This is a genomic window from Stieleria mannarensis (assembly GCF_014154935.1).
Lineage (GTDB): Bacteria > Planctomycetota > Planctomycetia > Pirellulales > Pirellulaceae > Stieleria > Stieleria mannarensis.
Map to the genome: position 1 here is coordinate 23,203 of NZ_JACEHH010000018.1, position 25,898 is coordinate 49,100.

Here is a 25,898-nt window from a genome sequence, read left to right on the forward strand (position 1 = left end):
AGTCAACTCATCCCCCTTCAACCCCAGTTCACAGCATGATGTCACGTACGCTTGCCTCCCTTTGCCTGCTGTTTGTTCCGCTGATCAGTGTTTCGTTGTTTGGCGACCGTGCCGCCGCCGAATCTGGCGTGTTGCACTTTCCCGCCAAAGGTGATTCGGCGGGAAAGATCGTCTTGGTTTCCGGCGACGAAGAGTATCGCACCGAGGAATCGATGCCGATGCTTGCCAAGATCTTGAGCGTCAAACACGGTTTCGACTGCACCGTGCTGTTTTCGATGTCCGCCGACGGCAGCTACATCGATCCCAACAACCAACGCGGTGTCGTCGGCTGGGACGCACTGGACGAGGCGGACTTGATGATCATCGGCACGCGTTTCCGTTCACCAAGTCAATCGCAAGCGGCGCACATCACCCAATTCATCGACGCCGGTAAACCGTTGATCGGGATTCGCACCGCGACACACGCCTTCAACGGCAAACAATCGTTCGGCGGCGAAGTGACCTACAGCAACTTCGGCCGAAAGATCCTGGGCGAACAATGGGTCAGCCACCACGGCCAACACAAACGCCAAGGCGCCCGTGCCGTCATCGTCGACCAGGCCAAGGACCATCCGATTCTCAATTCGGTCAGCGACATCTTCGTCCCGTCGGACGTCTATGGCGTCACCCACCTGACCGACCAGGACACGATCCTGTTGCGTGGGGCAGTCACCGAATCGCTGGATCCGAAATCGGCCAACGTCGAAGGCCCCAAGAATGATCCGATGCAGCCCCTGGCCTGGCTGCACCCCTACGTCTCCCCCGCAGGCACCAAGGGACAAGCGTTTTGCACCACCACCGGTGCGAGCGTTGATTTGGTCAGCGAGGATCTGCGGCGGATGCTGGTCAACGCGACCTACTACCTGCTCGACAAACAGGTGCCCGAGAAAGCCGACGTCGCCTACGTCGATCCGTACTACCCGACCTTTTACGGCTTCATCAACGACGCCGCGTATTGGAAAGAATTGAACCTGCAACCGTCGGATTTCGCCCTCGGCAAATCACCGCTTCGCGACGACCCCAAGGGCAGCCCCGAGTGGCCGTTCCGCGATCGCCCCTAAAGACTCGGTCCATCCACCGGTAGCGGAAGCCGCCAAGGCTTTCGGAAGCCGCTGGCCCTCTCTGGCGTTTGCTTGCTGCGCAAACGCCGTCTCTCCCAAAGGGAGAGAATCTCGATTGATTGCGAAATCGTGAAGTGATCGATTCGACGTCCCTTGCCGCCGCGTGGGAAACTCTTGGCGAGTTCCGCGACGTCGCGATCAGCCGTCCATCGCGAATTGCAACCGGGGGTCGTCCAGCCCCAACCGCTTCATTTTCTTGTACAGCGTGGTGCGGTTGATGTCCAAGGCGTCCGCCGTGGCGGCTCGGTTCCAATTGTGGCGGCGAAGCGAATGCAGGATGATCTCGCGTTCGGGTCCTTCGAGCGCTTCGCGGAGACTTTTGTCTTGGTAACTGGCCGGCGTCATCGCGAACGGTTTGACCGTTTGTTCGCCGGCGGCCGGCTGGATCGCCGACGCCAACGGATCGGCGACGCGGCCCAAGATTTCCGGCGGCAGATCTTCCAGCGTCAGCGTGCTGTCGCGTGACAACAACACGGCTCGTTCGACGACGTTCTGTAATTGGCGGACGTTGCCGGGCCAACGATAGGATTGCAGCGTGGCCATCGCCTGTTGATCGAACCCTTCGATTTCGCGGCCACAGGTTTCGGCGGCCTCGCGCAGAAAGTGATCGACCAACAAGGGGATGTCGCCGACGCGTTCACGCAGCGAGGGCAGCACGATGTTGACGACGTTGATTCGGTAGTACAAATCTTGCCGGAACGTGCCCTCGGTGACCGCACGCGACAGGTCTTCGTTGGTCGCCAAGATGACCCGCGTGTCGACCGAGTGGGTGTGTGTGCCGCCGAGCGGTTCGAATTGGAATTCCTGCAGCACCCGCAACAGTTTGACTTGCATTGCCGCGGTCGCCGTCCCGATCTCGTCCAGGAACAACGTGCCCTTGTCGGCGAGTTGGAACTTGCCGACACGATCGCCGCTGGCACCGGTGAACGCACCTTTGACGTGGCCGAACAATTCGCTTTCGAGCAGGTTGTCCGGCAAGGCACCGCAGGCTACTTCGACGAACGGTTTGGCACGACGTGAACTGCGCTCATGAATCGCCCGCGCGATCATGCTTTTGCCGGTTCCGTTTTCTCCGGTGATCAAGATCGACGCCCGGGCATCGGCCACGCTGTCGATCACATCGAAGATCTTCATCATTCGATAGTCGTGGCTGAGGATGTTTTCCAGCCCGCTGCGGCGGTCCAGCTTCTGACGCAGCTTTTCGTTCTCCAGCGTGATGTCGCGTTGTGACACCGCACGGCTGATCGCCAGGTTCAGTTCGTCATCGATCAGCGGCTTGGTCAGCAAGTCGAACGCCCCCGCCTTGATCGCTTCGATCGCGGTGTCGGGCGTCGCGTAACCGGTCATCACCAACACGGTGGTTTCGGGGTACTTCTGACGCGTGTGGCTGATCAACTGGAATCCGTCTTCATCACGCAGGCGAAGATCCGTGATCACCAGGTCAAAGCGATGCTGTTCCTGGCTGGCCTTGGCCCCGCTCAAGCAATCGGCGACGTGGACCGTATGCCCGATTTCTCGCAGCCATTCGGCCATCGACTGGACCAGATGCCAATCATCGTCGACGAGCAAAATGGAAGCGGTGTCTTTCATATCGGGCGTGGGGGGACAGCATGCTGGGGATCAAAAGCCGAGCGCGATTCATTCGCGTTCCTCTCGCACAATTTCCTAGGTCGCTGTTAGCGGCGGAGCAAAACCGAAATCCGTTGTTTTGGGCAGACCCGCTCCCGGAAAACGGTTGTCAAACAGTGAATTTCCGACTCTTTCGGGGGGAAGGGGTGGGGGAATATGCGAATTATTCTCATATTGGTCCCACATTCCGGCGAGGATACGCCATTTTTAGAGAGATTCGCTCCTGGGACATCGTGTGGGGCGGTTGTGAATCAAGTTACAGGCACCAAGGATCGAAATGTCGTTGAAAACGCTGGTCGTAGACGACCATGAAGCCGCTCGTCTCGGGCTGATGGAGCTCTTGGTCGGGACGGCGGTCAGCGTCGCGAAAACTGTCGCCGATGGCGAGAGCGCGTTGCGCTATCTTGACGAAGACAACTGCGACGTTGTCTTGATCGATGTCCAAATGAAAAAGATGGACGGGCTGACGTTGTTGACCTCGATTCGTCAGGCGCATCCCAACCTGCCGGTCGTGTTGATCAGTGCGTACGACTACCCGGTCTACTTGGCCCGCGCGGTCGCCAACGGAGCGCATGACTATGTGCTCAAGAGTGATTCGGCCGGGCGGATCGAACAGACGCTCAGCCACGCCTGTGAAAGCGGGTCGTCCTATCCGGGCGGACGATTGGACAACGTGAAGAAGAAGATGTCCGAAACGATCCGATCCAACCAACTGCCGCCGGAGTTGCCGGTCACGTCACGCGAGGCGCAAGTGCTGCGTCACATCGCGTTCGGATTAAGCAACCGCGAGATCGCCAAGTCGTTGGGCATCAGCGTCGAAACGGTCAAAGAGCACGTGCAGAATATCTTGCGAAAGACCGGCGCCTCGGATCGCACCGACGTCGCCGTCCGCGCGGTTCGATTGGGATTGGTCGACTGAGGCGAGATCGGTTCCAGCGGTAGCGGAAGCCGCCAAGGCTTTCGGTCTCACCCGCGCGGCTCAGCCGCGGTGTGCGAAACTCTTCGCGAGTTCCGCTACGGTCGTCATCATGCGGCCGGCATCAGTAAACATCGCGCACGTACCGCTTGGCTTTGCCCAGTGACGCGACATAGTCCTCGGCGGCCTTCTCGGACATCCCGCCTTCGGACGCGACGATGGCCTTGAGCGTGCGGTCGACATCGACGGCCATGCGGCTGGCGTCGCCGCAGACATAGAAATGGGCGCCTTGCTGCAGCCAAGCCCACAGTTCGGCGGCGTTTTGTTTCATCCGGTCCTGGACGTAGACCTTTTCGGCACCGTCGCGGCTGAACGCCGTGTCCAACCGCGTCAGCAACCCGGCGTCGCGGTAGGCTTGCAATTCGTCTTGGTACAGGAAATCGGTCGCGGCATGTTGGTCGCCGAAGAACAACCAGTTTTTGCCCGGTGCCTTGGTGGCCTGGCGTTCTTGCAGGAATGCCAAGAACGGAGCGATCCCCGTTCCCGGTCCGACCATGATCATCGGGGTGTTGGGATCCGCCGGCACGGTGAATCCGCCGTGATTGGCCTGGGTGAACACACGCAACGTCGCGCCCGGTTCCAGCCGATCGGCCAGCATCGTGCTCGCCGCCCCTTTGCGTAACCGTCCGTCGCGATCATAGGTGACCTTTCCGACGGTCAGATGAACCTGGTTTCCGACACATGCCTGGCTGCTGGCGATCGAATACAGCCGCGGATTCAATGGCGAAAGTGTTTCCAGAAACTCGGTGGCGCTGATCGGAACCGCTCCGGCCAATTGCAAGACGTCCAACACGTCGAATCCGTCGGGGGCTCCCTCTTCGAGCATCTCGGCAAGCGTGGTTTTGACCGCAACGTCCGAAACACGGCTGAGCGCCAATTCCAGCAATTCGTCGCTGGGATCTTTCAAACAATAGTCGTCGCAAAGTGCGTTGGCCAGCGACTTGGGTTCCCCGGCCGGGGGCACGGTCAACAACTTGGGATCGGCGCCGATCGCACCCACGATCGCTTCGACCAGCTCGCCGCAATTGGTCGGGTAAATCCCCAGTGCATCGCCGACTTCGTAACGGATGCCGGAATCGCCCAGGTCGATCGCGATGTGGCGGGTGTCTTTGGCGGATCCTTCGCCGTTGAGCGGCCGCGACTCGATCAGTTTGGCCGAATACGGCGTCTTGCGGCTGAAACCCGCTGCCGACGTACCGGTCGCCGCGGAGCCATTGGCTGGTTTGGCCGGCGCGGCGGCACCGTCTCCGGACTCCTTGAGCACCTGCTTGATCATTTTGGAGGTTTCTTTGCCGCCGGGGCTGCAGAGCGTCAGGTTGGTTTCTTCTCCCGACGCGATCGCCTCGCTGTAGGTTTTGCACAGATACCCACACGAACCGCAATCCAGCTGTGCCATCGCCGCCATCAGACGCCGCTCGACCGGTTTGCCTTCGGCCAACGCCATGCGATCGACGATCGGCAGCGAGTCGTCGTGCCAGGGAAAGTCTTCTTCCGGCTCGGGTTCGTTTTCCTGTACCGCGACACCGGGCAAGGAACCGGCCGACAGGCCCGCGGCGTTCATGACGCCCGCGGCATCACCGTCGGGTTGCATGCCCATCATGCCCGCGAAAAAACCGTTCAGCCAGGCGCGTTGTTCTTCGTTAAAGGGAGCCGTTTCGGGAATGAAGCTGGTTGTCATGGCAGTCGTTGCGAATCGTGTCAAATGATTGGTGTGAAAAAAAACAGTGGGATAGGCTTCCAGCCTGTCAATGCCAGTGAGAGAGGCTTCCAGCCTGTCAATGCCAGTGGGATAGGCTTCCAGCCTGTCATCCCCGCCGTCAGACCAAGGCTCTGGCGAGGGACCTCAATTCGTCGTCGGATGACCGGGAGGTGAATTCAACAAACGTCTCGCCCTCGCGCCGTTGTTCCAGGTAGCCGCCGACGATGGACGAGATCAATGTGGGCATGTCTTCAAACGCGACCGATTCAAAGATCAATCGCGCGATGCCTTGGCGGTCCCCCCAACCGCCGCCCAAGTGAACGTGGTACCCGTCGACCATGTCGTCGCCCTTTTCGACCTTGCATCCCAGCAACCCGATGTCACCGATGTAGTGCTGGGCGCAACTGTGATGACAACCGGTCAAGTGAATGTTGATGGGGCTGTCGAGTTCGAATTGGGATTCCAGGTGTTCAGCCAGAGCCATGGCTTGGGTTTTGGTTTCCGCGGCGGCAAATTTGCATCCCCCGCTGCCGGTACAGGCGACCAGCCCGGCGCGAAAGCTGCTCGCCTCGTACCCCAAACCGAGTTCCAACAAATGCTCTTTGACGGCGTCGATGTCGGCGTCGGAAAGATTGGGGATCAACAGGTTCTGCCAGACGGTCAACCGGATCTCTCCGTTGCCATACTCGTTGGCGATCTTCGCGATCCCGCGAGCCTGGTCGCTGGTCATCCGTCCGACCGGCAAGACGACGCCGACGTAGGACTTGCCCGACTGGGATTGTGAATGAAACCCGATGTGGGCGAGACGATTCTCCGCGACCGACCGAGTCAGTTTTGATTCCTCGAACCGTCCGAGCGTGTCACCGAGTTGCTCTTCGACCGCCGCGACAAACTTGTCGAATCCCCAATCATCCAGCACGTATTTCAAACGGGCCTTCTTGCGATCGGTGCGGTCACCTGATTGGACGAACACGCGGACGATGGCGCCGGCGACGGCCAGGCATTGATCCGGCCGCAACAGGACACCGGTCGGCCGGGCAAAGTCCTTGTGCCCGGTGATGCCGCCGAGCGTGAGCTGGAAATAGACACCGGCGGGAAAGTCGGCGGTCGCATTGGATGCGTCGATCGCGACGGCATGAAACCCGATGTCGTTGGTGTCGTCCAGGGCGCTGATCGTTCCCCCGCCGTCAAACGCGATGTTGAACTTTCGCGGCAAGCCGTACATTTCGCGGTTGTTCAAAATGTAATGGTGCATTCGTTTCGCCAACGGGATCGTTTCGATCAGCTCATCCGAATCGATGCCCGAAAGCGGACTGGCGGTGCAGTTGCGGATGTTATCGCCGCCGGCGCCCAGATTGACGATCTCCAATTCACGCAGCCCGTACAGGATGTTCATCGCCTGGTCGGCGGGGATCTCGCGGTATTGCAAGTTGGCCCGCGTGGTGACGTCCAAGAATCCGCCGGCCGAACGATCGGCAAGATCCGCCAGCCCGGTCAATTGCCAACTGTGAAGCAGTCCGCCGGGGATTCTCATGCGGCACATGTAACTGTTTTGTGCCGGGGCCACGTAGAACAGGCCGTGGAATTTCGTCAGGAAGACGTCGGTGCCTTTGGGAAATTCGCCGGCATCGCTCCGCGTCTGCATCTCATCCCACATGTCCAGCGGATTCTTTTCCCGCTTGGCAAGTTCCTCCTTGCACAACGTCTTGCCGGCCGACTCGGTTTCCTGCTGGGCGATCAAGGCGATCTTTTCGGGGCCCACCGGAAGCGTCGTGGTGGGTTTGGCCCCGATCGTGACCGAGGCATCGCCGGCACAGCTGCTACCGTTGCTGATCACGGGCAGCCCGCTGACCGCACGAGCGACATCGGACCCGAACGCAAATCCGGACAGAAATTGTTTTTGTTCTTCGGTGAACGCTTTATCGTTGGACATCTTCAACAGAATCTGGTTCGGAGTTCTAAACTTTGCGGATCGCCACGGCGCAGTCCTTGTAACTCGGCTGCCGCGAATGGGGATCAAAATGGCTGAGCGTCAATTGATTGGTGACGTCGTAATGCATCGGAATGAACGCTTGGTTGCGTTGGACGGTGGGCGTGACCATCGCGGTGACAAACACTTCGCCGCGCCGTGAGCGAACCGAGACGGTGTCGCCGTTGCGGACGCCGATCAAACTGGCGTCGGTCGGGTGGATTTCGACATACGGACGCTCCGGATACAGTTTTCGCAGCACCTTGCTCTTGCTGGTGCGTGTTTGCGTGTGCCACTGGCTGACCGTGCCCCGTCCGGACATCAACAGGATCGGATAGTCCGCGTCCGGTGGTTCGGGCATCGCGGCGACGGCGTCCACGATCAGTCGCGCCTTGCCGTCGCTGTGATAGAACGTCCCGTCGGCGAACAGCCGTCGCTGTTGTGGCGGCACGTCGTTGGACGCCGCATCCCCACGCGTCCAGGGCCACTGGATTCCGCCGGATTGGTCGATCTGGCGATAGCCCTCGATCCCGCTGATATCGCAAGGTCGTCCCTCGCTGGCGGCCTGCATTTTTTCGAACACTGCTTCGGGGTGCGTCCAGTCGGCGAACATCGATTCCACACCCCAGTAGGCGGCGATTGCGCGAAAGATTTGGAAATCGGCCAACGCTTCGCCGGGCGCCTTTCGCACTTTCTTCAGCAAGCCGTAGCGGCGTTCGCTGTTGATGAACGTGCCTTCTTTCTCGCCCCATCCCGCCGCCGGCAACAGCAAGTCGGCGTGCCGTGCCGTTTCGGTCGACGCGTACATGTCTTGCACGACCAGAAAGTCCAGCTTATCGAGCAGCTCCTTGAAATCGCCTTGGTGGATCCAGCTGTGTGCCGGGTTGGTTGCGATCACCCACAACCCTTTGATTTCGTCTCGCCGGATGCCTTCGACGATTCGGTCGTAAGACCAACTGCCTTGATCGGGGATTCGATCCACGTCGATGCCAAGAATGCGGGCGACACGCTGGCGATCTTCGGCCGATTCGAACTTGTGATGCCCGAACAAGTTGGTCGTGTTGCTCCACAGACGCGACCCCATGGCGTTGCATTGTCCGGTGATGCTGTTGGCGCCCGTTCCGGGGCGACCGATGTTGCCGGTGATCAATGCGATGTTGATCATCGCCTGGGCGGTGCGTGTGCCTTGATAACTTTGATTGACGCCCATCGTCCACCACAGCGAGGCCGCGTCTGCCTGGCCGATCGATTCGGCGGCCCGGCGAATGGCGTCGGCGGTGATCCCGGCCGCGGGCCCGACGACGTCAGGAGTGAACTCGGCGACATGCTCGGCGAGTGTTTCGAATCCGGTCGTGTGCGCGGCGACGAACTCATGATCGATCCGATCACTTGCGATCAAGTGTTGGGTGATCGCGTACAGAATCGCCAGGTCGTGTTTGGGCCGCAGTTGCAAGTGCTGGGACGCCGCCATCGCCGTTTCCGTCCGGCGGGGATCCAGCACGATGATCTCGGGGCTGTTGGGGTTGCGAAGCACGCGTTCCCACATGATCGGATGACCGATACAGGGATTCGCGCCCACGAACACCATGCAATCACTTTGTTGAAAATCGTCATACGTGTACGGCGGCGAATCGAACCCGAACGATTCCTTGTACGCGGTCACCGCGGTTGCCATGCACTGCCGCGTGTTGCCGTCTCCGTGCAACATGCCCATCCCGAATTTTGCCAATGCGCCCAGGAACGCCATCTCTTCGCAAGGAATCTGCCCCGTGCTGAGGAAAGCGACCGAGTCGTTGCCGTACCGGGATTGAATCGCTTTGAATCGCTCGGTGAACGTCGTCAACGCGGTGTCCCAATCGACACGTTTCATTTCGCCGTCGGCATCGCGCAGCAGCGGGTGCGTGGCGCGGTCGTCCGCGGCGAGCACTTCCAGGGCTTCCCAGCCTTTGGGACAGGCCATGCCCAGGTTGACCGGGTACTCGGTTTCCGGGGTCAGTCCAACCGCCTGGCCGTCGCGGACGTGCAAACGCAATCCGCACCCGGTCGCACAGTAACCACAGGCGGCCACCGTGGTCGATTCGGCTTGCAGCGATTCGGGTGTCATCCCCAGCCCATGATCGCCGGGGTTGAGCAGCAGTTCCCGAGTCATCTTCCCCGTGCGGGCTTGCAACAACTGCGGCAATTCGAACGACCGCGATCGACGTTCGTCTCCCGCTTGGGTCAGTGATTTCGGCGTGATCGTGCTCATCGGATGGTTCTCCTAAAGTGTGCCCGGCATGCGGTCGTAAACGACGCTTTGGAAATACAACAACCGCTCCAAACTCTCACCGGCGATCCAAACCGCCGCCGACATCGCGGCACAAACGCCTCCGGCCGCGGGCACGATTGGACACAAGACAACAGCCAATCCGGCCAACAGCGTCGCGACGACGGCGCTAAAGCCGCGCATCCGCAGTGTTTCACCAAGGTGGTTGTCGACCAGCCGATTTGATCGTCGGTCATAGGGGTCGTCCAAATCAGCCGGCGTTTGATAAAGCCGACGTTCACGCATCCATTTCCACCACCCCGCACCGGCACCGACCAGACAGAGCACCGATGCGGTGCCGCCGAAGCCGGCAAACGCGAACAGGACCGCCGCGATGATCGGGCCACAAGTCAGCGTGGTTCCGAAAAAACGTGGCAACGTCCGCTCGCTGCGCCAAAGTTGTCGCTTGGTGGCGATGTAGATCATCGCGCTGCAATACAAACCGGCCAGCCCGACGGGAATCGACGCGGTCAACAGCGCTCGTCCGGCCCAATCCGGAATCCACTCCGTCGGAATCCGTTCCTGGACCGTTGTCGGGATCCAATCCCAGAGAACGGGCAACAGCAACAACGCGATTCCGCCGGCCAACAGGCCCATGAACTTGCCCAGCACCACGGCCTCGCGGCTGAGCCAACTGGTTTTCAATCCCAGGAACACACGCCACATTCGCAGCGGTTGCCCCAGGTGCAGCGGTGCGATCCCAAGGCCCAGATTGCCGATCGCAAACGCCGACAATGCTGCGGCGATCGGGACCGCGATCGGGACGGTGATTCCCAACGACGTCAGCGCCAACGTGGCGATCGATTCGGCAATCAAGATCCCGACGGAAATCTGCGTCGCGACCAGCATCAGCGCCAACGGCCAATGGCTTTCGGCGACTTCGTCGACGTGTTCGTCTTGGGGGCGTGTTCGCGCCGGATCCAACGTCGACTCCGCAACGAAACGCGTGGTCGGGCGTGTGATTGCAGACGACGGCGCCGACGGCACCAACGTTTCCTGCGCCAGATCACCCTGGTTTTCCGAAGGCACGATCGTGATTCGGATCGCCTCGTTGGGACAAGATTGGACACATGCCGGCGCTTCACCGACGCTCAATCGTTGATGACACATGTCACATTTGCGGACGATCCCCAAGCGGTCGCTGTACTGGGGGACTTCATAAGGGCACATCATCGTGCAGTACTTGCAACCGATGCACTGGTCATCCAGGTGGCGAACGATTCCGGTGACTGGATCTTTGTCGTACGCCTTGACCGGGCAACCGTTCAAGCACCCGGGGTCTTCGCAGTGATGGCAGGCGGTGGTGACGTGCTGAATGGCGGAGACGTCGGCGGCATTGGGATCGCCGATCACCAGCGTTCCGACGCGGCGCCATGATTCGTCTTCCTCCAGCCCGTTCAGCGTGTGGCAGGCAACCACACACGCCTTGCACCCGCTGCAGGCGTTCAGGTCGACCTCAAAGGCGAATTGTTGCCCCGGTCCGGGGGCGCTCGCCGGAAGCAGGCTGCGATAGTACTTTTCCTGTGCCGGTGCCGCAGTGGCGGCGCCTGATGCGTGCCCCGAGTGCCAGTCGCTGAACTGTTCGACGGCACTGAGTTCTTGTTGTTCCTGCAGCAATTGACCGACCAGGTCGGGCTGGCGGTTGACGACGGGAAGCGTGGTACTCATGGCTGGTCTTCCCCTACAACAACAGTGTCAAAATGTTGGTGATCCGATCCTGTTCATAGAACGGGATCGCGACACCCTTGCAGGGTTTTCCGCCACGAAAGGGACGGCCCGAGTAGACGATCTCGGGATCTTCACAAATCGTCGCGGCGCCCGAAGCGAACGCCAATCCGGGAAGCGAGCCTTCCATCGGCACCGTTTCGCAGCCCTCGTACATCAGCGATTGCTCCAGCCGTTGATACGCGCTCGATTCCAACAGGAACTCGTCCTCGCCGCATCGCCAGATTTCGTAGCCACGTGCGATCGGGGCGGAGTCGGAACTGATCAGGACGGCGGTCGCCAAAAAGTCGTCACCGAACACGGGAATCCCGATCGCGACTTGCAAGGATTCCGCCGACGCCCCGGCGGCCCGCAGGAATCCGGCATGGGTGGGCAGGTTGTCGTGAATCACAAAGCTGAGGTTTCGCCACACTTGGCCGGGCAATCCCGATCCTTTTTCGAATCGAACGAACGAGCTGACGTTTTGGAACCGCTCCAGCGGTCCGAAGTAGCCTTGGGTCAGGTTCAGTTCGTCGTATTGGCCGATCGGTTGCCAAATTTCCATGACGCCGACGGTGCGTTCGCTGGTATTGCCGATCATGATGACGACGGAGGTGATTTGCCCGGCGCGATAAATCGGGATGCAGATCGCGACGGCTTCGGCTTCGCCTTCGGCGGTTTGCTTGATCGTCGGCAACCCCGATTCGATCGACGCGGCGGCCGCACGGTCGGCAACGGCGATGCCGCAGGACGGCGGCACCCCGCTCGGGTCGACTTCCAACGCGATCACGTTGGTCAAAAACGAATGGTTGGAGGTGGCTGCAATCATGTTTTGTTTCGGGCTCACGTTTCGGCTCCGCACGACTTCTTCCTCGTTTCTCCCGCCTTCGCGTTGACTCGCTGGTCAGCGTTCCTTTGACGTAGCCACGCTCGCCAGAGCGTGGGAAACCCCGGGGATCCACCTTCTGGCGAAGGCAGCTACATTTCAGCGGCGATTGATCCTGTTTCTGGTACTTGTTGACGCAAACCAGCTACGCGCCGGCCGGTTGCGGTTCCTGTTCGGCCTGCTTCTTCGCTTCCAACGCTTCGGCGTCGGCTTTCAATTTTTTGTGGTCCTGGTCCTCCAGGAATTGGATCATGTCGCCCCGCAAGTCGTAGTAGTCGGGGTGATCCAAAACTTCGGCGCGGACCCGCGGCCTGTCGAACGGCATCTCGAACACCTTGCCGACACGTGCCCGCGGCCCGTTGGTCATCATCACGACCTTGTCGCTCATGAACAGCGCCTCATCGACGTCGTGCGTGATCATCATCGTGGTGACTTTGTCGCGGATCAGGATCTCCAACAGGATCTCTTGCAGTTCCATCCGGGTGAGCGAATCGAGCATGCCGAACGGCTCGTCCAGCAACAGCATCTTGGGTTTGAGCGCGAATGCGCGTGCGATGCCGACGCGTTGCTGCATCCCTTGACTGAGAGCAGAGGCGCGGGTGTGCAGGCTGTTGCCGAGCCCGACCAGCGTCAGGTAATACGCGGCGATGTCGTGTCGCTGTGCCTTGGTTCCGTGCGGATAGACTTGGTTGACACCCAACAGTACGTTTTCCATCGCCGTCATCCAGGGCATCAGGCACGGCGATTGAAACACGACGCCGCGGTCGGGCCCGGGGCCTTCGATTTCATGGCCGTCGATGACGATGCCGCCGTGGGTGATCGGATTCAGCCCGGCCGTCATCGTCAGCACCGTGCTCTTGCCGCAACCGCTGTGGCCGAGCAGACAAACGTACTCGCCTTTCTCCAAGTTCAAGTTGAACTCTTCGACAATGACCGCCGGGCCATTGGGCGTGTCGTATGTCTTGCCGAGGCGAAACATTTCTACAAAACCGGCCATGGATCCGCCTTCTTTGGGTTCTCGTGGTGGTGGGTGATAGGTAAATTAAGTGATTCGGATCGATCCGATCGCGGGCGACAGTTCGGGATTCTGCCGATGGCGAGCGTTGATCAACCGGGTGCGATCAGCCGGCGCGTCCGCGCGGGATGCGCAGACTTCGCGGTTTCAATTCGGGCAACTCGATCGGCGCCGACTCGGACGCCAACGCTTCGTCGTCGCGTGATTTTTGCCGCACCGCGACCAGGTAATTGGTGACCGCGTTACGCAGCCCTTTGAACGTTTCGTTGTGATTGAGCGCCGTCTTATCGCGCGGACGATCCAGTTCGACCGAAAACGCCGGCCCCAGCGATGCGTTGGGCCCAGGGTTCAGCGGAACGATTCGGTCGGCCAACAAGATGGCTTCGTCGACGTCATTGGTGATCAACAGGCACGTCTGACGTTCTTCTTCCCAGATCTTCAGAATCTCTTCCTGCAGGACGCTGCGGGTCAGCGCGTCGAGTGCGGACAGGGGTTCGTCGAGCAGCAAGACGTTGGGTTTCATCGCCAGCGTCCGAGCCAACGAGACGCGTTGCCGCATCCCGCCGGACAATTCGTGCGGTCGGCGATGCACGGCGTGCGACAGGCCGACCATTTCGATGAATTTTTCGACGTGGTCACGCCGCTCGCCGCGCGACCAGTGTTGAAACACTCGATCGACCGACAGGGCGATGTTGCCGCGAACGGTCAACCAAGGCAACAAGGAATAGTTTTGGAACACGATGCCGCGTTCCTGGCTGGGCCCCTTGATGACTTCGTTCTCCATCACGATCTCGCCGCTGTCGGGCAACTCCAACCCGGCCAACAGCTTCGTCAACGTGGTTTTGCCACTGCCGGAAAACCCGACGATCGCCAGGAATTCCCCTTTGCGAAGATTCAAATTGATATTGCGCAACACTTCGTTGCGGGTCACGCCGCTGCCGTATCCCTTGCAAACGTTCCGCATCGATACCAGCGGCTCGGGCGGCGCGGGGCGGGCGATCGCTTTGGACCTTGGCCGATCGAGGACTGCAATGCTCATGGTTTTTTCGCGGGGTAACTAGAATTCAAAGGACAAGGAATCCGGATGTCATCTGACATCGGCAATGACAGGTCGCTGGACCTGTCGCACAATCGCTCCGCCGAGTGAACTAGGCGGCTTGGGGGTCGCCGAAGCTGACCAGGTTCCGCATGAAAATCATGATTCGATCCAGCACCAAGCCGATCACACCGATGATGATCACGCTGAACGCGATCCGGGCGTAGGTTTGGCTGCTGCCGTTTTGGAACTCGTCCCAGACGAATTTCCCCAGGCCCGGGTTTTGGGCCAGCATGTCGGCGGCGATCAAGACCATCCAGCCGACGCCCAAGCTGATGCGCAGCCCGGCAAACATCAGCGGCAGACTAGCCGGCAGGATGATCTTGAACAGTTGTTGGCTCCAGGACAGTTTCAACACCCGCGCGACGTTCATGTAATCCTTGTCCACGCTGGCAACACCCAGCGTCGTGTTGACCAGGGTCGGCCACAGGGAACACAACGAAACTGTGATCGCGGAGATCAAGAACGCCTTGTCAAAGAACGTCTCACCCGGCTTGGTTCCCGAGTAGGCCCAGACGATGATCAAGAACGCCAGCGGCAACCACGCCAGCGGGCTGACCGGTTTGAAGACTTGAATGAACGGGGTCAACGCGGCGTTGCACCACGGGCTCATGCCACACAGAACGCCGATCGGGACGGCGATCAATGTGGCAATCGCAAACCCCACAAAGACCGTTTTCAGACTGGTGATGATCTGATCGACAAACGTCGGTGCACTCGAAGGGCGATAGTTTGCCGCTTGGATGGCTTTCTTCTTCAGCACCGTGGCGTTCGCCAACAGCTTCTCTTTCCGCTCGCCCGTTGCGGCCTCGGCTTGCTTTGTGACCATGTTGGCTTGGGCCAGGTACTCGACCGCCTGCATCGCCTTTTCCTGCTTGACCTTGCGGTCGTCGGCACGCTGAGCCGTATGCATCGCAAAAAGTTCCTTGCCGGCGATCCAGGTGTCGGTCGGGCTGGGCAACCGCATACTGTCGGTGACGACCGTTCGAGCCGCCGCGGACCACAACATCAAGAACACCGCGACCGCCGCGATCGGCAAGACGACGAACTTTGCGATTCCTTTCAGCTGTTCCTTGACGTCCTCGCCGGCGAGCAGTCGGACGAAGGGCTCCAGTGCAGGCAGCCCCGCAACGTCACAGAACTTCAGTGCATTTCCACGCCAATTCATACGATTCACTAAACGATAAAGGAGTTCGGGAAGTTTTTCGGTTCGGGATCCACGGCCGGGCCGGACGTCTGGCACCGGACCAAGACGTCCGACCCGAAAGGCCGCTTCCCGAACATGCCGCGGCGAGGCGGTCACCGCAGCATGAACATTTCAAAATCCGGGTCGGCGCGACCGGCGACCGTGCGAGCGCCGATCGCGCCGAAGGGTGATTCATTGACTGGTCAGTTTCATGCACCGACCGGCTTCACTTCTCGCCCGGACTTACTGCTTGGCCAAGGCCTCTGGGTCCTTATTGCCGATTTCAAAACTGTTGAGGTAGCCGACCGGATCTTGCGCGTCGTACTCGGTCCCATCGATGAAGTCGGTGCTGGCCTCTCGATAGCCGTCGTAATCTTCGGCGGGAAAGTCCTCGGCCGATGCCTTGCCCTCGGCAACCAACATCGCCGCGGCCTTGCGATAGATCTCCGGCTTGTAGATCTCTTTTGCGGTTTCCTCATACCAGCTGGCCGGCTTGCCTTCGGTGATCTGGCCCCAGCGTCGCATTTGGGTCAAAAACCAAATGCAGTCGCTGTAGTGCGGGTAGCTGGCGTAGTGTTTAAAGAAGACGTTGAAGTCGGGCATCGGCCGCACGTCGGTTTCCTGGAACACGAACGTGCCGGTCATGCTGTTGTCGATCACGTCTTCGTCGGCACCGACGTAATCCTTGCCGGAGAGAATCTTGGCAGCTTCCTGGCGGTTGACCAAGACGCCGTTCTCGTCGGTCGCGTCGAGCCATTTGCCGGCCCGGATCAGTGCCTTGATCACGGCCAAGTGCGTGTTGGGATACTTTTCGTCCCACTCCTTGGTCACCCCAAAGACTTTCTCGGGATTGTTCTTCCAGATGTCATAGTTGGTCGTGACCGGGACGCCGATGCCTTTGACGACCGCCTGTTGGTTCCATGGCTCGCCGACACAGTATCCGAGGATCGTCCCGGCTTCGAGGTTGCCGGGCATCTGCGGCGGAGGCGTGACCGACAGCAAGACATCTGCGTCGACCGTTCCCTGACTGTTCTCTTCGGTGTACATCCCGGGATGAATTCCCGCCGCGGCCAGCCAATATCGAATTTCATAGTTGTGTGTGCTGACGGGGAAGACCATCCCCATGTTGAAATCTTTTCCTTCCTGGTTGTACGAATCGACGATCGGCTTGAGCGATGCCGCAGAGATCGGATGCTCGGGCGTCTCCGACTTTAATGCCGGATCCTTCTCTTGCATCTGCTTCCAGATCTCATTGCTGACCGTAATCCCGTTGCCGTTGTAGTCCAGGCTGTAAGCGGTCACGATATGAGCCTGAGTCCCGACACCGATCGTCGCCCCGATCGGCTGACCGGCCAACATGTGCGCTCCATCAAGCTGGCCATCGATCACACGATCCAGAAGCACTCTCCAATTGGATTGGGCTTCGACCTCGACATTCAGCCCTTCTTCTTCGAAATACCCCTTCTCCTTGGCGATCACCAACGGGGCACAATCGGTCAGCTTGATAAACCCGAACTTCAAATTGGGCTTTTCGACATCCAGAATCTCGACGACCGCTTGGTCTGCATCGGCGCCCGATTCCAACTTGGCGGTTTCCAATTTGGCCGCCGCGGCTTCCAAATCTTCCAGCGTGATCTCCGAATCGGAACAACCGACTTGCAAGACGCCGAAGGACACCATCGCCAACGCCAGCAGAGAGCACCGCGATAAATAATGTAAGGTTCGGGAACAGGCGGATCGAAAAAGCACTTGGGGAAGCTCCACGGGGGGAATGGATCAAGCCGATGCCGTTTGACCCGAGTTCCTCCAGTACCGCCTCTACCAGTTGGAATCGGAATGCAGCCGTGCTGCGGCATCGCTGAATGTGGGCAGGGCACGCAATGTGCCAAAGTAGCTATCAAAAACTATCGTTTCGGCCAATGTGAGGGTGATGCGACATAGTGGGCGATCAAGGCGGTTCGAATTCCCCATAAAACGGTACAGGTTTCCGTCGCCCGTTCTTCGCCTCTGCCGTTGACCTGCCTGGATTGTTGGCAATGTTGACCGGATGTGCCCGCCGAACGTGCGGGGGGGCAATCTGCACCATGCGGTTACTGGGGCACGCGACTTTAGCGATTGTCCCGACCAGTCACGGTTTGGCAGAAACTTTGCGAATCGAGGTGATCGCAGGGACGATACAGCACGGTATGAAGGTCGGATTCGCCGGAGCCGACACGGATGTTCACCCGGATCATCAGGAATCGCGTGCAGCAGTGGGATAGGCTTCCAGCCTGTCACTCAGGCGGCGGCACGTTTGGCTCACATCACATTCGGGGAGCTGTGAAATTCCAATCGAAGACACCTGCATGGTGATTACCCGTTCCGTCAGGAAGGAGTCCTACGTGATGCCTCCATATAAACAGGCTCGCCGGCGCGCAATCGCGCTGGCCTTACTTTCCGGCTTCACTGCCGCCCCCGCGGCGATCGCTGAAACCCCCGGTGGGCTTGTCGACACCGTCGTGCTCGACGCGACCGACGCCCCCCAAGGCGATGTGCAACTGGTCGCCGACGCGCAATATGCCGACACACCCTATGTCGCTTATCTGAGCGACGCCGCCCCGCTGGTGGACGCACCGCCGGCGGAAGCACCGCAACCGGTACCGATGGACGAACCGGCTCCCGCGGCGACGGTCGATGCCGATGCGATCGCGGCGCCGGTCGTGACCAGTTGCAACTGCTGCACGACGCCCTGCTGCACCAAAGCCAAGAAGGCGGCGGCGACCGCGGCGATGAAAAGCGCCTACGCCGGCGTGTTTTACGCGAATAACTTCAGCTACCTGAACGATCCCTGCTACGACGGTCCGTCGTTCTTCGGCGACAACCTGAAAGGCTTGCTGGGCGGCAAACTGGACATCGGTGGTGAAGCGCGGATGCGTTACCACAACGAGAACAACCATCGCGGCCTGGGATTGACCGGTGTCGATGATTCGTTCTTCCTGACCCGCTATCGGATGTTCGCCAACCTGCGCGTCAACCAGTACTTCCGCGTCTATGGCGAGTACCTGTACGCCGACTCGGGCGGAGAAGAGTTCAACAACCGCCCGATCGAAGAGAACCGCGGCGAGATCCAAAACCTGTTCTTGGACACGAGGTTGACCGAGTCGCTGAACCTGCGTCTGGGACGCCAGGAACTGCTGTTCGGCGACCAGCGGCTAATTTCACCGCTGGACTGGGCCAACACGCGTCGATCGTTCCAAGGTGTTCGCGGGACCTACACCGGCGATGCTTGGACCGTGGACGGGTTCTTCGTCAATCCGCTGAATCGTAACTTTGCCAACGAGAGCAAGATCGACGATGCGAACGAAGACGTCGATTTCTACGGCGTCTACGCCAGCAACAGCGGAACGGCGCTGGGAACGATGGATCTGTACTACCTGGGTCTGGACAACCAGGCGCTCGACTTCGATTACCATACACTCGGCTCGCGTGTCTCCGGAGCGTCCGACGCCGGTGTGCTGTATGCGGTCGAGGGCGGTGTGCAATTCGGTTCCAACAGTCCCGGTTTTGGCGACCACAGCGCAGGGTTCTTCACCGGCGGTTTGGGCCGACAGCTGAGCATCTGCACGGCGTGCGGCGAGTGGAAACCGACCGTTTGGTTCTGGTACGACTGGGCCTCCGGCGGTGATGATTTCCCGGCCGCTCGCGGTGACGACAGCTTTGACCACCTGTTTCCGCTGGCACACAAGTACCTGGGTCTGATGGACTTGTTCGCACGTCGCAACATCAACGACGTCAACTTCCAGTTCATCACGCCGATCCTGGGTGACCGGGTCAAGCTGTTGCTGTGGTACCACCACTTCTTCTTGGACCAAGCCACCACGCCCTACGGTGTCACCCAGGCGCCCTTCAACACCGTCGCCGCCGCCGGCGACAAGGAACTGGGGCAAGAGATCGACATGGTCGTGACGTGCACCATCAATCCGCGGACGAACGTCCAAATCGGATACTCCCACTTCCGTGCCGGTGACTACTACGACACCACCGCCGGCGTCCCCACCAACGCCGACGCCGACTTCTTCTGGACTCAGTTCCAGTGGCGGTTCTAAACGGCTGACCCCCAATCAATCGAATGACACCTAAAGCCGCTTGCGGGGCCACCAACCCGCAAGCGGCTTTTATTGTAGAACTGTTGTCCCCAACTGTTCTCCCCACGACCGCATTCGGGGCAACGGTAGTGGACGACGCGAGGAGTCCTGGCAGCACGCAATCCGAATGGACGCGTCGCGTCGCCCACGACCCGAAAATCAAACTGCGGCGGAAGACGAGTGCTTTGTCAGCGTCAAATTTTCGGGTAGCGTTTTGGCGTTGCCCAGCGGTGCCAAAACACAGCCGTGGTCGCGAAGCGCACCTACGCGGGCGTGCTACAATTTGATCCACCATCGCATCCGCCGCAGCCCGACATCCCTCGCATCATGACACTTGCCGGACGAATTCCTTCGACGCGCTGGAGCCTGGTTGTTCGCGCGGGAAAGATTTCGGGGAATGCGCCGGATCGTCAACTCGCACGGCAATCGCTTGAGGAACTTTGCGCGATTTATTGGCCGGCGCTCTACGGATACCTTCGTCGTCGCGGTCGGTCGCGGCAGGATGCCGAGGACCTGATCCAGGGTTTCTTTGCCGACTTACTCAAGCGCGATTCGATCTCGGCTGCCGATGCATCACGCGGTCGGTTTCGGGCGTTCTTGTATAGCTCGCTTGATCATTACGCGGCCAACGAACATCGTCGCGAAACGGCGGTCAAACGGGGTGGCAACACGTCCACGTTTTCGATCGATGCGGAATCGTTTGACAGTGCAGACCGGTCATTTGCCAGCGACAGAATCGCCGATCACGGCACCGACCCGGCCGTCCTGTTTGACCGCCAGTGGGCGTTGTGCTTGATCGGTCAAACGATCGCCGAATTGCGAACCGAATACGAAGCCAAAGGGAAAGGGGAATGGTTCGCCAAACTGGCCCCGATGCTGACCGAGACCGAATCCGATGCAAACTCGCGCACTCAACTCGCCGCCGATCTGGGGATGTCCGCGACGGCGCTGAAGGTTGCGATTCACCGACTGAGGGCAACCTACCGCGCGCGATTGCTGGACGCTGTCGCCCAGACGATCGAAAACCCGGACGATTCCGGTCGAGAACGGCAGTGCCTGTTCGATGCACTAGGCCGACACTCGTAATCCGTCGCAGCCTATGATTCAGATAGCGGAACTCGCCAAGAGTTTCGCACTGGCGCGGCGACGCCGCGCCGGGGGACCGAAAGCCTTGGCGGATTCCGCTACAAGCACGCCACTCGAAAACCGAGCTGCGGCGGAATGGGAGCATTTCATCAACACTTGAATCTTTGGTTTTGCACCAATTTTCCTGTAACCGGCTCCCTATCCCCGTGTAGGAGAGATCAGAGTCCCGATCTCATTCCTCCGACCTGACGCAACCACGATGTCCGACGCCCCCTGTCCCCGCTGTGGCACGCCGATTCCGGCCGATACGGCCGCCCAGGATTCTGATGTTTCTGTTCAATGCCCGCGCTGTTTGCTGCGACCGCCGTGGGACAAGCCACATCCGGTCGCGATCACGCTCGGTCCGGGCCAGAGCTTCGTTCCGCCGTCGATCGAAGAATTATCCGAGCAAATCAGCGGCTATGAAGTCGAAGCATTGATCGGCCAAGGCGGCATGGGCGCGGTCTACTTGGGGCGACAAAAGTCGCTCGATCGCGCCGTGGCAATCAAGATCCTGCCCCCGCAAATCGCCGAGCGATCCGGTTTTCGCGAGCGGTTTGCCCAAGAAGGCCGCGCGCTGGCCAAATTGAATCATCCCAACATCGTTGCCGTTCATGACTTCGGCCAAGCCGGCCCCTATGCCATGCTGGTGATGGAGTTGGTCGAGGGGGCCAACCTGCGCGAAGTCCTGGCCCAGGGCAGGCTGTCACCGGCGGAAGCGCTCGAGATCATCCCGCAACTGTGCGACGCGCTGGCGTATGCCCACGACGAAGGCGTTGTGCATCGTGACATCAAACCGGAGAACTTACTGTTCGACAGCCGTGGACGATTGAAGATCACCGATTTCGGGCTCGCCAAGCTGGTGGCCAACAAGACGGCCAACGATGAAACGCCGGCGCCCGATCCGACGCAAGGTGTGGTCGGGACCGTGCATTACATGGCGCCCGAACAACTGGAGAACCCGCGCTCGGTCGATCATCGCGCCGACATCTACGCGCTCGGCGTCGTGTTTTACGAGATGCTGACCGGTGAACTACCGATCGGCCGATTCGAACCGCCCAGTCAATTCTTACAGGTCGCAACGTCTGAGCAGATTTCCAAGGTCGCGATCGATGTACGGCTGGACGACGTGGTGTTGCGGGCGCTGGAAAAGCATCCCGAAAAACGCTACGCCACGGCTTCGGCGGTGATGCACGATCTTGATGAAATCGAAAACAACCCGCGCTCGACAGGGTCCGCCGCCGGGTCTCCCGATGAATACCTGCACCGCGTCCGGGCGTCGATTCACCGAGCGGGAAACGTCGCGAGCGAAATTGCATCGACATCGATCGAAACCACCGAGACGTGGATATCGCAGGCGCGAGATCGTTGGCTGACCAACCCCCGCGTGGAAGTGCCTGCCTTCATCGCCCTGGGCATCGCGATCGTCGGTATGTTGGGCACCTTCATGTGGCTCAGTGAACCGCGTGGTGAACCGATGGCACTGCTTTGGGCAGGGCTGGCGACGTGCTTGGCGATCGTCTTTGCGAGAGTCTCGCTGGCGCGCGAGTCGGAATCCGAACACCCGCAAACGTATCTCGTCAGCCGGTTCGTCCTCGGCGGGGCATACCTGTTGATCGCCGTGCCGATCTTGGTCGCTCCGATCATCGCCGCGGTCGCCTTCTGGATCGAAATCTATGACGACCCCCGGGACATCGGCCGGCTGGGCTGGGTCCGCGATTGGATCCAAGTGATTTCAACGACGGTCGTCGCGACGGCAGCGTCATGGTTGATCCTGCTGGGCCTGCACGCCGTGTTTCCCAAACTGTTCTCGGTCGTCTTTCGCCCCTTCGTCACCGCCGCGTCGCATCGCACGGCCATTCTGCTGGCGATCGGACTGGTTTGCCTGATCGGTGCCGGAGTATTCATGCTTCAGCGATTCCCGTATCTCAGCTACACCCCCGGAATCCCGGTGGAGGAATCGAATTGGGACAAGCTGTCCCCCAGAGATTTCAAAGAAATGCAACGCGAATTGAACGAACGTCGACTCGTTGAACGCAGCAAGCAACAGTAACGGTTCATCCGTGGTGCCGGAAAACTGACCCCGCAGACGTAGCAACGCTCAGCAGCGCGCGGAATAGACGGAGAGCGAGATCGCTGGGGCTTGTCGAAACCGTCGATCCGCAATGACAGGCTGGAAGCCTATCCCACGACTACCTTCCCGCGGCCCAGACGGTTCCGTTGACGATCAGGTTCAGGAAGACGTTGTCCTGGAACGTTTCGTTGGAGTGGCCGTAGGTGGTGCCGAATACGCGGGCCTTGCCGTACTGGTTGGTCCAGATCACGGGATGCTCTTTGCCGTCCTTTTCGCTCTTGCTGGTCGCCAGTGCGGTCGCGCTGGGCCACAGTTTTTCGATGATGTACAGCTCGTCGAACTCGATCGTGTGGCCGTCGGGAAAGGACTTCATGATCGGGTGATCCTTGGCTTTCACGTCGACTTTGTACGAGCTTTTGTGGTCGTGTCGCCGACTGGTCACACCGAGCAACTGACGCCAGTCGTCGATTTTGGCGTCGCGATAGGTGTGCATGGCACAGTGGATCACGACCGCGGGCAAGCCATCGAAGTGAGGCCCGGTGATCGTGCGGATGTACTCGGCGTCGGTCGTCTTGGCGAAACATTCGTTGTGAATGCAGACGTCGAAGTTCTTGGCCCAATCCGTTTCGCCGTAGAAATCGATTTTCGCGTCGGTGCCCGTGCCGCCTTCATTGACCACCGTCCAGTCGGCTGCCACCCCGGCCTTTTCAAACGCCAACTGCAGTGACTTGGTTTGAAAGTCATAGTCGTGGCAGCAACCGCTGGTGATCAGCAGGATGTTGAGCGGTTTGGAATCGGCCGCCGAAACGGTCGCCGCGGCGATCCAGAGAAGGAGCAGGGAGCAGAAAGAGAGCAGGAGGTTGCGTCGCATCGGGGTGTCGGGAGGGAAAGAGAGGCTTCTGGGGGATAGGGACCAAGTGAAGCGGTCGATTCATCGCTGGATCGAATCGACCCTCCCCTCGCTGCGCTCGACCCTCCCTTCCAGGGAGGGTTCATGCTTAACTTAACGCCGATGGGAAAGAGAGGCCTCCGGGCTGGTTGCCGAAGGAAACTGCGCGACGGCCCGGAAGGGCCATCGTACCTACAGGCACGATCGACAGGCTGGAAGCCTATCCCACGGGGATGCTACATGTTGTCTTTGACGTCGACCGCTTCCATGACCTTGGTGTTGCGTTCGACGGCGATCACGGTGGTTCGCTGCCGCATGCCGTCACGGCTTTCGGCGGTCACCGGCAACACTTGACGCTTGTCGGGCAGTTTCATCCGGACGGTGAACGTTCCGTCGGACTGCAGTTTGACCGGACGACCGCCCAGCGACACCGAGGATCCTGATGCGGTGCGGCCGAACACGATCAGTTCCGCGTCGACTTCGAAGGGCAACTTGCTTTGACGCAGCAACGTCGGATCGGCCGTCAACTGGCCTTGCGAGCCGCGTGTCGGCATCGAGCGATGCAGCCGCTCTTCGAAGATCTCCTTCAAGTCGCCGGCGTCGGTATCATAGCCACCGCTGAGGGAATAGATCCGTTCGTAATCGTCGGCGATGTCGTGCCAGTGTTCGTCGAGTCGTTCGCACTCGCCGGGACTGGGCGTTTCGACGATGTTGCTGCGGCAGATCGGGTGGAAGTGATCATCGGAGGTGATGTAGCCGATGGCCACGCGGAATCGCGTCGGGGGTTCTTGGACATCGATGTACCAGGTATCGACGCCGCCGTGGATCGGGATGTCGCGTTGCACGGTCTCGGCGATGTTGTTGGCCACGTCTTCGACTTCCATCACCCGCAAGACGGGCTTGGCGGTGTGCCAGCGTTCGGCCAGCGACGACTCCGCTCGGGCGACGCTGGCCCGAGTGATCTCCCACGTCGCTTGCAGCCAATACGAATCGCGGACCATCAACACGATGCGATCGCGGTGCGGCTCGCCGGCACGCGTCCGTTGGGGGCCGTTCTGGACGGCCGATCCGCCGACCAGGGTGCCGGTGGACAGGTCGCGATGCTTTTCCGCCTGCTCCTTTTGCCGACGCAATTGGGCCCGGATGCGGGCGGTTTTTGCCGAAACTTTCGGGGCCCGCATCTCTGGCAACGGGCGGTCGTTTAAGGAAACATTGCGACGCGACCGAGATTTGACGTTCCGCGAGGTCTTGGAGGCGGTCGAGCGCGAGGACGACATCGATTTGACCGTCGACGCACCGCTGTCGGCCGCTTTTTCGGTTCTGGATTTGGAGGCGTTCACCCGACTGCTAGATGAACCCGATGACCGGCGTGTCTTCGTCGCGGCCCCCGATTCGGACTTGCCCGACGTCCGGCCGCGATTGGTTTTGGACGCCGAACCGGAGGAAGACTTCGATTTTCGCCGCAATCGACGCTGGGTCTTGCTGATCGCGTCGACCAACTCGTCTTTCCGCATGCCATGCCAGCCGGCGATGCCGTAGTTTTTGGCCAGAGAGGCGAGTTCACGCCGCGTCTGTGACTTGAGATCTGCCGTTTTGATCAAAGTACTGTCTCCAGATGTGCTAGTCGTGCTGGCCAGCCACTTGCGAAATCGTTCAAAGTCACAAGTTGAGTCGGCGTTATTGTGATGACGCGTGTCGCTCCCGCGGCTATGAGCCAAGTGCCCATCGCCCGGTGAGGAACCAGTGGACAGGCCGAATTTTGGGCAAACCGGCTCGTCCGCGTCTTGGTGGTTGGTTTGTCGCTCATCTGAATTCCAGAAACCGGTGCAGCTATCCCCATAGAGTGGGGTTTTGGCGGGGTCACCTTGCCGCTCAGGAACCTTTAACGGAGCAATCAACACCGCAGTCATTATGCCAAGGCTTGGGAAAAGTTAAAGAGTCGTCTGGGCGGATTGCACGGCTTGAACCGAGATTTGGGCTGAAACCGCCGTAAAGACCGGGAAAAGCTCCCCAATTTTTCTGCGGATTACCGTCACCAAACTAGACGCCGGGTCTATTTCG

The 25,898-nt window shown here is 59.9% G+C and carries 17 protein-coding genes; 5 read left to right on the forward strand and 12 right to left on the reverse strand.

From position 1 onward, the window contains the following. Positions 1-35: 35 nt before the first annotated feature. Positions 36-1,100: a ThuA domain-containing protein gene (locus tag H1B37_RS13775; protein ID WP_220498198.1), complete on the forward strand. Its 1,065-nt coding sequence runs from the start codon at positions 36-38 to the stop codon at positions 1,098-1,100. Positions 1,101-1,298: 198 nt separating this feature from the next. Here H1B37_RS13775 and H1B37_RS13780 read toward each other — a convergent pair whose 3' ends face one another. Further along, a complete protein-coding gene (locus H1B37_RS13780; protein ID WP_182867244.1) occupies positions 1,299-2,750 on the reverse strand; it encodes a sigma-54-dependent transcriptional regulator in 1,452 nt (483 codons plus the stop codon). Positions 2,751-3,066: 316 nt separating this feature from the next. Between H1B37_RS13780 and H1B37_RS13785 the strand changes: the two genes are divergently transcribed. Continuing rightward, positions 3,067-3,708: a response regulator transcription factor gene (locus H1B37_RS13785; RefSeq protein ID WP_182867245.1), complete on the forward strand. Its 642-nt coding sequence runs from the start codon at positions 3,067-3,069 to the stop codon at positions 3,706-3,708. Positions 3,709-3,829: 121 nt separating this feature from the next. On the opposite strand, the gene H1B37_RS13790 is transcribed toward H1B37_RS13785, so the two are convergent. The 9 genes from H1B37_RS13790 to H1B37_RS13830 form a co-directional block, all read right to left on the reverse strand. Continuing rightward, a complete protein-coding gene (locus H1B37_RS13790) occupies positions 3,830-5,443 on the reverse strand; it encodes a sulfite reductase subunit alpha (RefSeq protein ID WP_182867246.1) in 1,614 nt (537 codons plus the stop codon). Between the two features lie 139 nt (positions 5,444-5,582). Then, a complete protein-coding gene (locus H1B37_RS13795; protein ID WP_436298273.1) occupies positions 5,583-7,406 on the reverse strand; it encodes a NirA family protein in 1,824 nt (607 codons plus the stop codon). A gap of 16 nt (positions 7,407-7,422) precedes the next feature. After that, a complete protein-coding gene (locus H1B37_RS13800; RefSeq protein WP_286177735.1) occupies positions 7,423-9,681 on the reverse strand; it encodes a molybdopterin oxidoreductase family protein in 2,259 nt (752 codons plus the stop codon). Between the two features lie 12 nt (positions 9,682-9,693). Then, a complete protein-coding gene (locus H1B37_RS13805; RefSeq protein ID WP_182867248.1) occupies positions 9,694-11,406 on the reverse strand; it encodes a DmsC/YnfH family molybdoenzyme membrane anchor subunit in 1,713 nt (570 codons plus the stop codon). Between the two features lie 13 nt (positions 11,407-11,419). Beyond that, entirely contained in the window at positions 11,420-12,271 is an 852-nt protein-coding gene (locus tag H1B37_RS13810; RefSeq protein WP_182867249.1) for a GAF domain-containing protein, read from the reverse strand. A 202-nt stretch (positions 12,272-12,473) separates the two neighbouring features. Continuing rightward, positions 12,474-13,325: an ABC transporter ATP-binding protein gene (locus H1B37_RS13815; protein WP_182867250.1), complete on the reverse strand. Its 852-nt coding sequence runs from the start codon at positions 13,323-13,325 to the stop codon at positions 12,474-12,476. A gap of 124 nt (positions 13,326-13,449) precedes the next feature. Continuing rightward, positions 13,450-14,382 carry an ABC transporter ATP-binding protein gene (locus H1B37_RS13820; protein WP_182867251.1) on the reverse strand — a complete coding sequence of 311 codons (933 nt, stop codon included), beginning with the start codon at positions 14,380-14,382 and terminating at the stop codon, positions 13,450-13,452. A gap of 109 nt (positions 14,383-14,491) precedes the next feature. Then, entirely contained in the window at positions 14,492-15,607 is a 1,116-nt protein-coding gene (locus H1B37_RS13825) for an ABC transporter permease (protein ID WP_182867252.1), read from the reverse strand. Positions 15,608-15,868: 261 nt separating this feature from the next. After that, entirely contained in the window at positions 15,869-17,305 is a 1,437-nt protein-coding gene (locus H1B37_RS13830) for a CmpA/NrtA family ABC transporter substrate-binding protein (RefSeq protein ID WP_182867253.1), read from the reverse strand. A gap of 704 nt (positions 17,306-18,009) precedes the next feature. Here H1B37_RS13830 and H1B37_RS13835 point away from each other — a divergent pair. The 3 genes from H1B37_RS13835 (at position 18,010) to H1B37_RS13845 (ending at position 22,927) form a co-directional block, all read left to right on the forward strand. Further along, complete coding sequence (locus H1B37_RS13835) at positions 18,010-19,710, forward strand: alginate export family protein (protein WP_286177737.1); 1,701 nt, start codon at positions 18,010-18,012, stop codon at positions 19,708-19,710. A 285-nt stretch (positions 19,711-19,995) separates the two neighbouring features. Next, positions 19,996-20,835 carry an RNA polymerase sigma factor gene (locus tag H1B37_RS13840; protein WP_182867254.1) on the forward strand — a complete coding sequence of 280 codons (840 nt, stop codon included), beginning with the start codon at positions 19,996-19,998 and terminating at the stop codon, positions 20,833-20,835. 259 nt (positions 20,836-21,094) lie between these two features. Further along, the gene (locus H1B37_RS13845; protein ID WP_182867255.1) at positions 21,095-22,927 is read left to right on the forward strand and encodes a serine/threonine-protein kinase; all 1,833 of its coding nucleotides are present in this window, start codon (positions 21,095-21,097) and stop codon (positions 22,925-22,927) included. 139 nt (positions 22,928-23,066) lie between these two features. Here the strand turns inward: H1B37_RS13845 and H1B37_RS13850 are convergent, their stop codons facing one another. After that, the gene (locus H1B37_RS13850; protein WP_182867256.1) at positions 23,067-23,819 is read right to left on the reverse strand and encodes a ThuA domain-containing protein; all 753 of its coding nucleotides are present in this window, start codon (positions 23,817-23,819) and stop codon (positions 23,067-23,069) included. Positions 23,820-24,073: 254 nt separating this feature from the next. After that, positions 24,074-25,438 carry a DUF4912 domain-containing protein gene (locus tag H1B37_RS13855; RefSeq protein WP_182867257.1) on the reverse strand — a complete coding sequence of 455 codons (1,365 nt, stop codon included), beginning with the start codon at positions 25,436-25,438 and terminating at the stop codon, positions 24,074-24,076. Positions 25,439-25,898 lie beyond the last annotated feature (460 nt).